General features: G+C 50.8%; 6 protein-coding genes. All 6 read right to left on the reverse strand.

Annotated elements, in window-relative coordinates:
• Nucleotides 1-88: 88 nt before the first annotated feature.
• The 6 genes from Q1A54_RS10275 to Q1A54_RS10300 all read right to left on the reverse strand — a co-directional run bounded on the left by Q1A54_RS10275 (nt 89) and on the right by Q1A54_RS10300 (nt 11,418).
• A complete protein-coding gene (locus Q1A54_RS10275; RefSeq protein ID WP_299987364.1) occupies nt 89-2,935 on the reverse strand; it encodes a M16 family metallopeptidase in 2,847 nt (948 codons plus the stop codon).
• Between the two features lie 268 nt (nt 2,936-3,203).
• On the reverse strand, nt 3,204-3,584 hold the full coding sequence (locus Q1A54_RS10280; RefSeq protein ID WP_299987366.1) for a hypothetical protein: 381 nt from the start codon (nt 3,582-3,584) through the stop codon (nt 3,204-3,206).
• 521 nt (nt 3,585-4,105) lie between these two features.
• Nucleotides 4,106-5,404, reverse strand: coding sequence for a sugar MFS transporter (locus Q1A54_RS10285; RefSeq protein WP_196117397.1), 1,299 nt, complete (start codon nt 5,402-5,404; stop codon nt 4,106-4,108).
• 123 nt (nt 5,405-5,527) lie between these two features.
• Nucleotides 5,528-7,867, reverse strand: coding sequence for a glycoside hydrolase family 20 protein (locus Q1A54_RS10290; RefSeq protein ID WP_299987369.1), 2,340 nt, complete (start codon nt 7,865-7,867; stop codon nt 5,528-5,530).
• 336 nt (nt 7,868-8,203) lie between these two features.
• Nucleotides 8,204-10,168 carry a glucosamine-6-phosphate deaminase gene (nagB, locus tag Q1A54_RS10295; protein ID WP_299987907.1) on the reverse strand — a complete coding sequence of 655 codons (1,965 nt, stop codon included), beginning with the start codon at nt 10,166-10,168 and terminating at the stop codon, nt 8,204-8,206.
• Nucleotides 10,165-11,418, reverse strand: a complete 1,254-nt coding sequence (locus Q1A54_RS10300) for an ROK family transcriptional regulator (RefSeq protein WP_299987371.1) — start codon at nt 11,416-11,418, stop codon at nt 10,165-10,167. The genes nagB and Q1A54_RS10300 overlap by 4 nt, the downstream gene beginning before the upstream one ends.
• Nucleotides 11,419-11,499: the final 81 nt, after the last annotated feature.

Here is an 11,499-nt window from a genome sequence, read left to right on the forward strand (position 1 = left end):
AGTTATAAAATTATACAAAAAAGGTGCTGCATGCAGCAGGTCGAAACCATGCTACATGCAGCACCTTAAGTTTTAGTGATGGACTTGCTTACTGTGCAGGCTCTGGATTCATCACTACTTTAATGTAGTTATTCATTTTCAGATAGCTCTTAGCGGCCTTGCTGATATCTTTGGAATTAAGCTTCTCCACCAGTTCCAACTTATCGTTGATGGCAGTAGGCTGCTCACCGTAATAGTAAGCGTTTTCAAGTGAGCTCAGCCAGGCACGGTTTTCACGCATGCTGGTTTCGATGCTGCGTCTGTCCGCCTCTTTTACTTTGGCCAGATCAGCCTCGATCGCACCGCTCTTCTGCAGCTTCTGGATCTCTTCGAAAGTGGCAGCTACCAGCTTGTCAACATTTTCGGGAGCACAGGTAAAGCTGATGTTGAAGGCGTAGTTCTGGTAAGGTATCCGGCTTGTGCTGGCAGATACGCTGGTTCCATATACGCCGCCAATTTCCTCACGAAGCTTCTCTGTCAGCCTGATCTTCATTACCTCAGACAGGGCAGCCAGATGATAGCTCTTCTCTTTGCTATACTTGGTCTGGTCACGGAAGCTGATCATCACATTGCTCTTCTGATCGGTGCCTTTCACCAGATCTTTGGTAACAACACCTTTTGGCGCACGCTTGCCTACATCCTTGAAGTTCTCTTTGCGGTTAGTAGATGGCAGGCTTCCCAGGTATGTCTGCAGCATCGGCTTCACCTGCTCTACATCAAAGTTGCCCACAAATACAAAGGTAAAGTCGCTGGCATCACTGAAACGATCTTTGTAGATCTCGAAAGCCCTGTCCAGGTTTACTTTCTGCAGATGCTCTACTGTAGGTATACTGCCAGCGCGCAAGTGGTCCTGCGTCATGATGCGGGCTACCTGGTCAGAGAAATAGTTCTGCGGACTGGCCATCAGGTTAGGCAGGATGCCATTATACTGCGTCAGGAACGCCTGGAAATCCTGCTCGCTCTTGCGAGGAGCCGTAAACTTCAGATGTGTCAGCTGCAGCATAGTCTCCAGGTCCTTAGGCGTCGCCATACCTGAGAGTCCTTCGCGCAACTCGGAGATGAAAGCATTGACGTTGGCACTCTTACCAGCCATTACCTTGCGCAGATCCACTGCCGACATATCCTTCAGGCCGCTGCGTGACACGATCTCGGAAGTAAACGTCGCGGTGTGGTAATCGGCGTCGCTGTAAAGCGAGTGACCACCGTGGCTGTAAGCCGACATCAGGATCTCATTGTCTTTGAAATCGGTTGGCTTCAGCACAATACGTACTCCGTTGGAGAGCGTTAGTTCTGTTACGCCAAGTTTCTCGATTTTGCTTTCTTTGGCGATCGTACCGGCCTTAGGTGTTTCTTCCATCAGGGCGGTTGCTGTCATTTTATCTTCGTAAGGCTGCAGGTCAGCGGTAGAGGCTTCTTTCAGGATGGCCAATACCTCCGCTTCTGTTGGCAACTTAACAGTTTCCTTATCAGGTGCGGTGATCACAACCACACGGTTATCCTCTGTGATCCACTGAGCAGCCAGCTGGTTTACTTCTGCCAGCGTGATGCCTTCCAGATGTTTCTTGATGAACTCGTACTGGAACTCTATACCTGTGGCCGGCATGTTGTCAAGGAAGTTGGCTACGTACTGGTTCACGTATACCCCCGAGTTCGTTTTGCTGCGCTCGTTATAGGCCCGTTCGTAAGAAGCAAGCATCTGGGTTTTGTAACGGCTCAGTTCAGAGTCCGTAAAGCCATGGTGTTTAACACGCTCGTTTTCCTCAGCCACTGTTCGTAGACCACGCAGCACGCCCGTTTCGTTTGTGGTTAAGTAAGATGAATAAGCGTCTTTTGCGCTCAGGCCCTGCAGTGACGTATAAGATGTGCTGGCAAACAGGAACGGCGCATCGGCCTGCTGCTGCAGTTCGCTCAGGCGCTGGTTAAGCATGCCGTTGTACATGTCGCGGGCCAGCTTGTTACGCATATCACCCAGTGTCTTCAGCTTCTGAGCGTCTTTCTTATAATGCAGTTGCAAGCCAGGCATGGTTGCTTCCTTGTCGCGTACAATCGCAACAAGTGTTTCTTTGTGACTAGGAATCTCAAAGCTCTTACGCTCTTTTGGATTGGCTGAAGCCTTATACTTGCCGAAGCTCGCTTTTATCTTCTGCTCCATCGCATCCACGTCGATGTCGCCCACTACTACCACGGCCATCAGATCGGGGCGGTACCAGTCTTTGTAGAAACGGCGAATCTCCTCGTGCTTGAAGGTCTTAAGCACCTCGTCAGTGCCGATTGGCAGACGCTGCGCATACTTGGAGTCTTTGAAAAGCACCGGGAAGTACTGGTAAGCCATACGCATACCTGCCTCCTGCCGCGAGCGCTTCTCTTCCACGATCACGCCACGCTCTTTGTCGATCTCCTCGCCTTCGAAAGTCACATTAAAAGCCCAGTCCTCCAGGATCAATAAGCTCTTGTCGATGATCTCCTCCTTATCGGTAGGTATAGGCAGGATGTACACCGTTTCATCGAAGCCGGTATAGGCATTCAGGTGGGCGCCAAACTTTACCCCAACAGACTGCAGGTAGTTGATCAGTTCGTTCTTTTTGAAGTTTTTGGTGCCGTTAAAGGCCATGTGCTCAGCAAAGTGGGCTAGCCCCTGCTGGCTGTCATCTTCCAGAATAGAACCAGCGTTTACAGCCAGTCGCAGCTCGGCGCGCTTCTCAGGTGTACCGTTTTTCTGAATGTAGTAAGTCAAGCCATTGGCGAGCTTACCGGTACGCACATTGGGGTTGAGCGGAATAGGTTGATCCAGTTCTGCTACAGCTGTCGTCACCGGCTTCTGAGCCAGCACAACCTGTTCTACTGACGTCCCCAACAGGATGGCGGTCAGAGCCAGGGTGTAAAACTTCTTGTTCATCTAAAAGATTTTTTAAATTAAGGTTGTTATTCATTGCCTGGAAAAGGCGGCACATATCTATCCTGCACAATGCGTCATAGGATATGTTATAAACATAGTCATTTTAATTTCATAACACAGGATATTTATACCTATTTCCGTTTTCTATATACAAATCCTACTATTCTCACGACCAAACCCTGCCTACAGACTCCTGAGAATAAAAAAAGCAGGTCCGAAACCGGACCTGCCTATACCTGACAGTAGCAGGATGCAAGCGTGCAGCGGCTTATTTCTTGCCGCCTTTTCCTTTACCCTGATTTCCTTTGCCCTGACCACCTTTTCCTTTTCCGCCATTATGGTGATTGCCATTACCCGGCTTTCCTTTGGGAGCGGCCTGCTTCACAGTGGTATTGTTGTTATTGACGATGATCACAGTGTTGCCTCCCTTCCCCTGCTTGTGCTTGGTATGGCCTGGGTTAGTGGTGCGTGGGTGATGCGGGTTATTTGTATTCTTGGTCCAGCCTCTTTTATAGCCTCTATGTCCGGCTTTGCTGTCTTTGATAATAACTACTTGTCCGGTGTTGCTGTTTTTCTTGCGGGAGGTGGTACAAGATGCCATCGTGGCAACAGACAGTACAACCAGGAATAAGAGTTTAAGACGTTGCATATTAAGTTTATTTTATAATTGTGAGAGATAAAACCTATTTGGCAGGTACAAATGTATGTATTCACCTGAATACCTTGTCATGCCTGTGTCTGTATTTAGTGCTATTGTTTTAAAAACTAAACTATCCATAGCTTCCGTCCTATAAAATTAATTTCTTCAGCTTTGGGTACTTCGCCTCAACTAAGCTGCTGCCACCTGCGTACTACTCCAAGTGCCAAACTCCTGGCACTGTAAACTTGAGAAGCCATGCTGAACAGACTATACGGGGTGCTGCTGCTGACCCTACTCATCCTCGCCTTATTCAACTCCTGCGACGATAACAAGGCCCAGGCTGCAGATGCAACTACTGCAACAACAACTGTAGCTGCAGAATCAACAATCTTGCCAAATACTATATAGTAAAACGATATACCTGGGCTATACCTGCTGATATTAAGCATCGCAGCAGATTGCCTATACCTCATAAACAGCGACAGGAGCCTCTTTCGGGGCTCCTGTCGCTGTTTATGAGGTTCTAAAAATTATCTTGTTCTGATCTTATGCCCGGCCATCGCATAGTACAGGATGAACAGGTAGCAAGGCACCATGATCCAGTAAGCCTGCTGCGAATTGATGATATCGGCGAGGGCACCATATACGAGTGGCAGAATAGCACCACCGGCTATACCCATCACCAGCAGCGAAGAAGCGGCTTTGGTAAAGCGGCCCAGGTCAGCCAATGCCAGTGGCCAGATGGCTGGCCACATCAGAGAGTTTGCCAGACCAAGCAGGGCAATGAAGCCTACTGAAACGTAACCTGACGTGAAGATGGCTCCCAGCGAGAACGCTATACCTAAAATGGCACAAAACTTCAGCGCATTCTCCTGCTTGATATACTTTGGAATGGCAATGATACCGATGATGTAACCGACTACCATCGCAACCATGGTCGCGCTGGCAAAGTACTGTGCTGTGGTGAGTGCAATGTCATAAGATACGCCGTAGCTAATAATCGAGTCAACAGCAATTACCTCCACACCCACATATAGGAAGAGTGAGAATACGCCCAACAACAGGTGTGGGAAAGCAAATACGCTCTTCTTGCCGGTGTTGGCAGCTGCTACTGTTTCATCTTCCGCATCGGTGTCTATTTCAGGAAGGCTGGAGCGATAGATCCAGTATCCGAGTATCAACAGCACTACTACAATGCCAATATAAGGAGGTATCACCTGCAGCGCCATTTCATTCAAAGCCGCCTCACGAGCGGCGTCCGTCATACCCAGCACCTCTGACTTCAGCTTATCTGCATCTTCCAGGTTCAGGAAAAAGCCCAGGATAATCGGAGCAGCCGCACCAGCCATTTTGTTGCAAATACCCATGATGCTGATGCGCTTGGCAGCACTTTCGGCAGGACCAAGGATCGTGATATAGGGGTTAGAAGCCGTCTGCAGGATAGCCAGACCACAGCCAATGATGAACAGGCCTGCCAGGAACATCAGGTAAACGCGGGTCATAGCGGCAGGTATGAATAGGGCCGCCCCGACCGCCATCACGACCAAAGCCACCGACATGCCATTCTTAAAACCAAACTTCGTCAGCACTCTGGTAGACAGCGGCGCCATGACCAGGTAAGCGATGTAGAAAGCAAAGGTTACGAAGAAAGACTGGAACTTGGTGAGTTCACAGGCAATCTCCAGGTAGGGAATCAGCAGGGAGTTCAGCCAGGTAACGAAGCCGAAGATAAAGAACAGCGCACCAATAATGATGATCGAGCGCATGTACCCACCAGAAGCATTTTCCTGCCCGGTTTTGCTATTTGTGGAAGGGGCTACTTTAGTCATGATAAGTTTAGGTATAGATAAGGTGCAAAACTGTTCCCGAAGATTAAGCCCGGGAATAAGGGTACAATATAAAATTTATCTCGCTTATATCAGGTGTTATAACCTTTAAATTTGAGCTACAGATTACTCCACCACGATCTCGTCCAGCATCAGCCAGGTTTTCTGTCCGGCTGAAGGGTACTTATCAGGGCTCACGCCTACACTTCGGACCTTCACTTTTACAAAGCGGGCACGGGTAAGTGGCAGTGTGGCAGCGACTTCGTGGGTCGTGATGCCCTCTGCACCCAGTGGGTTTGGATCGTCGATCGTGTCTACGGTCACATACCTGATGCCATCCACTGACAGCGCATACTCTACCTGCACCGGCAGGAAAATACGGTAGCCAATGTTTTGCATAAAGTTCGTGCTTATTCTTTTGATCGGCTGCTCTTTCCCCAGGTCGATGATCGCCTCCACATCTGTGTCCAGGAAGCCAACCCAGTGACCATCGTACTGATCGGTCGAGCCTTTCAGGCCGTCTACCAGTTTTGCTTTCTTAGCGAAATTCTGATGAGCCGGCGTAGTGAGTGTGATGGTCTTGTTAAAGCCTTTGTGCGCCTCAAACGTACGGGTGCTCACCTTGCCCACCAGCTTGCCATTCACAAAAGACCCGGCTTTGATAGTTGAGGTTCTGTTGAGCGAGAACGGTCCTTTGTATACCTGTGATCGAGTGCTTGGCTCCGATCCGTCCAGGGTATAGTGGATGGTCACATCAGCCGCATCCGTATCGAAGGTCACAGTGGCCCGATTGCTTGTCGAGTCTACCTGCAGTTGCTGGTTCACATTGAAAGCACTGCGGGCGTAATTGACTCCCAACGCATCATAACGCTTGTACTGCTGGGTCATGCGGTTCTGGAAACTTTTCCAGTCTTTCAGTTTGGCAGGCGTCCACAGCACTTCACTCAGTGCTGCTATGCGCGGGAACACCATGTACTCTATGTGCTCTTCAGTGGAGACATACTCAGTCCACATGTTGGCTTGCGCACCCAGGATGTACTTTTTCTCCTCAGCAGACAGTTCGCTTGGCGTTGGATCGTAGGCGTATACCTTGGAAAGTGGGTTATACCCGTGTATGGTGGTTGGTTCGAGGTCACGCTCGCCCTGGTAGTAGTCGAAGTAAAGAGGCGTACCCGGCGACATCACGACGTAGTGCTTTTCTTTAGCAGCAGCTATACCTCCTTTGGTGCCGCGCCACGACATCACGTAAGCGTTCGGTGCCAGGCCACCTTCCAGAATCTCGTCCCAGCCGATGATGATGCGGCCGTTCTTGTTAGCGAACTTCTCCATGCGCTGCACAAAATAGCTCTGCAGTTCGTGTTCGTCTTTCAGGCCTTCGTCCTTGATGCGCTTCTGGCATTTCGGACATACTTTCCAGCGGGTTTTTGGAGCTTCGTCTCCTCCTACGTGAATCACTTTGCTCGGGAAGAGCTCCATCACTCCCGTGAGCACATCTTCCAGGAACGCAAACGTCTGCTCGTTACCGGCACAGAAAATATCAGGAAAAATACCCCACTTCGACTCTACTTTGTGCGGACCGCCCGTGCACGAAAGCTCCGGATAAGCAGCCAGCGCCGCCAGCGCGTGACCAGGCATCTCAATCTCCGGCACTACGTTGATAAAGCGGTCCTGCGCATACTTCACCACCTCTTTGATCTGCTCCTGAGTATAGTAACCACCGTGACGGCGCTTGCGGTAAGTCTGCGGCAGGTCCCAGTAGTGCCCGATCAGGGTACTGTCGCGGTAAGCGCCCACCTCAGTCAGCTTTGAGTATTTTTTAATCTCGATGCGCCAGCCTTGGTCGTCCGTCAGGTGCCAGTGGAAGCTGTTTAGCTTGTGCATGGCCAGGTAGTCGATGTACTGCTTCACAAACTCCACCGGGAAGAAATGGCGGGTTACGTCTAGGTGCATGCCGCGCCAGGTATAGCGGGGCTTGTCCACGATCTGGAGCGCAGGTATAAGCGCCGACTCTGACGTTTTCTGAGCTGGCAGCAGTTGACGCACAGTCTGCATACCCAGAAAAGCACCGTGTGCTTCCTTTGCAGCCAGTGTTATGCGGCCTTGGGTAACGCTCAAGGTATACCCCTCCGCACCCAGCGTGTCGTTATCTGTCTTCAGCGTCAGATGAATCAGGTTCGTCTCTTTTTTCTTTGGTTTCTTCTGGATTACCTCGGGCCTATGTCCGATTGCGTCCTCGATGTGCTGCGCCAAAAATTCGCCTACACGCAGCAGATCGTCATTTTTGGGGTCCACATATACCTTGGTGGAGGGCTGCACCAGGAAGCCTCCTTTCTGGGTGGTCAGCTTCACGGGCTGCGGTATCAGTGAGAGCGACTCGGGTTTTACCTGTGCCTGAGAAAGCGTAGCTATACCTGCCGTGCAGAAAATCGAAAGCAAAAGGGTGAGAATGTTTTTTCTGAAAGTCATGTCAGAAACGGGTGTTATGGTTGGGTTGGTTAATGGCGATGTAATAGCTATTTGTATGTTACTGAGACTCGGCTCCAACTTTCATATGGTGATAAAAAGCCGTCTCCAACAAAGATAGACTCTATACCAATGTTAAAAAGCTCAAACCCAGCTCCGTACTCTAAAAATGTGCAACTGCATGATAAGGCTTTAACTTCAAGAATCTAAGCCGATGCCACTTGCCAACAAGATCCTTACGGGATGACAAAAATAGAAGCAGTTACCTCTCTCCGGAATAAAAAAAACAGCTAAAACAAAGCTAAGCAATTTGCTTCGTTTTAGCTGTCATTGATCAAATTAGAATTTCCATTTCACGAAAGCTTCCATCGCTTCGTAGTTGGCAAGGCCCAGGTCATCGTAGCTCTTGGCGGTCTCGCGGTTGCGCTCTTCAGCACGTACCCAGAACTCGCGGGCGTCATCACCCGGGAACACCGGACGGTCTTTCTGCGACTGGTGCTTGAAGATGGCGTTGCGTTTGCGCTCTACTTCCTGCGGCGACAGCGGCACAGCCATCTCGATCTCGTGGGTAGCGAACTCATGCCAGGCGCCGCGGTACATCCACAGCCAGCAATCTTTGGCCCAATCCTCTGTCTCACGAAGGCGAGAGAGAGCCGCTAGCACAATATTGAAGCAAACGATGTGCGTACCGTGCGGGTCAGCAAAGTCGCCGGCGGCAAACACCTGGTGCGGCTTCACCTGCTGCAGCAGTTCCATCGTCAGTTCCACGTCAATATCAGTCACCGGCTTCTTCACGGTCTTGCCTGTTTCATAGAAAGGCAGCGCCATGAAGTGGATGTGATTGTCGTCCAGACCGGCATAACGGGCACCGGCAATAGCTTCGCTTTTTCGAATAAAGCCCTTCACGTCACGAATTTCCTGTGTGTCGAGCTGATTTGGCTGCTTGTTATCAATAAAGCCGCGCATGTCTTCGTAAATGTTTTCCAGGTGATCCGTTTCCTGGCCGATGCTTTTGTTGAAGTCGATGGCAAACTCCATGTAGCGCAGCACATCGTCGTCCCACACGGCGGTGTTGCCAGAAGTCTGGTAGGCTACGTGCACATCATGCCCCTGGTCTACCAGGCGGATAAAGGTACCACCCATCGAGATCACATCATCATCCGGGTGTGGCGAGAAGATCACTACACGCTTGCGGGCAGGCTCGGCACGCTCCGGACGACGCTTGTCATCGGCATTTGGTTTACCGCCTGGCCAGCCGGTGATGGTGCTTTGCAGTTTATTGAAAATATCGATGTTGATTTCGTAGGCAGTGCCTTTCTCGGTGATCAACTGAGCCATGCCGTGGTTGTTGTAATCCTCCTCGGTCAGCTTCAGGATCGGCTTCTTCACCGTCTGTGACAGCCAGATCACCGCTTTTTTGATCAGGGCATCATCCCATACGCAGTCTTTCACTAGCCATGGCGTGTTGAAGCGAGTCAGATCCGAAGCGGCGTCCATATCCAGCACAAACTCCACATTGTCGGACAGTTGCAGGTAAGTAGCCGGCACGTCGCTTGACATCTCGCCTTCCACGGCTTTCTTGATGATCGGTGCTTTCTTTCCGCTCCAGGCCATCAGGATGATCTCGCGGGCTTTGAAGATGGTACCAATACCCATAGTGATGGCTTTGCGCGGCACATTTTCTTTACCACCAAAGTCACGGGAGGCATCGCGACGAGTCAGGTCGTCGAGCGTCACCAGGCGTGTGCCTGAGTTTGGCGCAGAGCCCGGTTCGTTGAAACCGATGTGACCTGTACGGCCTATCCCCAGCAGCTGCAAATCCAGTCCGCCTACGGCTTCGATCTTGCGCTCGTACTCCAGGCAATAGTCATGGATTCTTTCCTGCGGCAGGGTGCCATCCGGTATGTGCACGTTGTTTTTGTTGATGTCAATGTGGTCGAACAGATTCTCGTTCATGAACGTCACGTAGCTCTGCACCGCTGTCGGCTGCATCGGGTAGTACTCGTCCAGGTTGAAGGTGATCACATTGCGGAAGCTCAGGCCTTCTTCGCGGTGCAGGCGCACCAGTTCGGCGTATACCTTCACCGGCGTGGCACCAGTGGCCAGACCGAGCACAGCCTTCTCGTTGCGCCCCTGCTTGTATCGGATCAACTCCGCAATGCGCTGCGCCACTTTTACGGAAGCGACATATTCATCGGAGTAAACAGTAACCGGAAGCTTTTCAAATCGGGTTTCTTCCAGAAGATTTAATCGTGCCATTTTATTTGTGCTATAATGTGATGTTGTGTTTCGTTGTTCTGCTATTTCGTTGATTCAATGCGGTGCTCAAAAATGCGCTCCATTACCGTGGCTACCGGCCCTAGTATACCTGCCTCCTGCCCCAATTTGGAGAGTGCTATTTCAGTGCGTTCGCGCAGCTGCGTCATGCAGTACGTGTTGATCGATTGCTGTATCGGGGTGGTGAGGTACTGCCTGGCTTCGGCCATTTTGCCCCCGATGATGATCAGCTCCGGGTTAAACAGCTGGATCAGCATGGCGATGCCTTTGCCCAGGTTGCGGCCTGTTTCGGCCAATATGTTGATGGCGTACTGGTCCCCTTCGTTTGCCGCCTGTATGATGGCCTGCGGTTCAATCTTCTCCGGCTCGTGGTCAGACAGCGCTTTAAGCAAAGTTCCCTGTCCCGCCTGAAGCCCTTCGCGGGCCATACGTGCCAGCGCACTTCCCGAAGCCACCGTTTCCAGACAGCCCCGCTTGCCGCAGTGGCACAGCACGCCGTTGTCGATAAAAGGAATGTGGCCGAACTCGCCCGCAAAACCGGAGGTGCCCACACGCAGCTTCCCGTCCATGATGATGCCCAGACCGATGCCCCAGTCCAGTGTGAGCACCAGCACGTCGCGTTTGCTCTGCGCTGCCCCAAAGCGGTATTCTGCCAGGGTGATGCTTTTCACGTCATTTTGGATGTAGACTGGCTTGCTGAACTTCAACGCCAGCAGATCCTGCAGGGGCGTTTCGTTCTGCCCCGTGAGCAAATAGGTATAGCTGTCACCTTCGCGTGATGACACAAGGCCTGGCATGCTTAGGCCAATGCCCATCAGTTTGTCAGTATCTATACCTGCCGAAAGCACCAGGCTGTTGGCATGCTGGTACAACTCCTCAATAGCGTTGAGATCTTTTGAGAGAATTAGTGGAAAGGTATGGATACCGGTGATGTTGTTATTGTTCCCATCAAAAATGGCCATGCGGGTACTGAACTTCTCCATTTCAATGCTCAGCACGAAAAGAGAATTATTGCGCAGTCCATACAGCTCCGGCTTTCGCCCTCCTACTGATTCGCCGCGCCCCTGCTTCTCCACCAGCCCTTCAGCCATCAATTCGTTTAGCAAAGCCATGGAGGTTGGCGAACTGATATTGAAGCGGTTACAGATGTCAGCATTAGAGCGAGCGCCCTTTACATACAAATGCCGCACGATCTTGATCTTCTGCAGATGCTTCTTCCGCTCCACGTGGTTCAGCTTCTCCAGATATCCTTCTTCCAGTGCCAGGAATGCGCTCATGCTATCAGTTTTGGTGTTATACTATAAAGTACGAGGATTAAGAGATTATATCCAAAAACTTTTGTTAAATTTTTATTAAAG

The organism is uncultured Pontibacter sp., from assembly GCF_947502515.1.
GTDB lineage: Bacteria > Bacteroidota > Bacteroidia > Cytophagales > Hymenobacteraceae > Pontibacter.

Excerpts from the sequence above, each read along its gene's own strand:
- Q1A54_RS10280 (WP_299987366.1), bottom strand. The coding sequence starts at position 3,584 with ATGCAACGTCTTAAACTCTTATTCCTGGTTGTACTGTCTGTTGCCACG.
- Q1A54_RS10300 (WP_299987371.1), bottom strand. The coding sequence starts at position 11,418 with ATGAGCGCATTCCTGGCACTGGAAGAAGGATATCTGGAGAAGCTGAAC.
- Q1A54_RS10290 (WP_299987369.1), bottom strand. The coding sequence starts at position 7,867 with ATGACTTTCAGAAAAAACATTCTCACCCTTTTGCTTTCGATTTTCTGC.
- Q1A54_RS10285 (WP_196117397.1), bottom strand. The coding sequence starts at position 5,404 with ATGACTAAAGTAGCCCCTTCCACAAATAGCAAAACCGGGCAGGAAAAT.
- Q1A54_RS10275 (WP_299987364.1), bottom strand. The coding sequence starts at position 2,935 with ATGAACAAGAAGTTTTACACCCTGGCTCTGACCGCCATCCTGTTGGGG.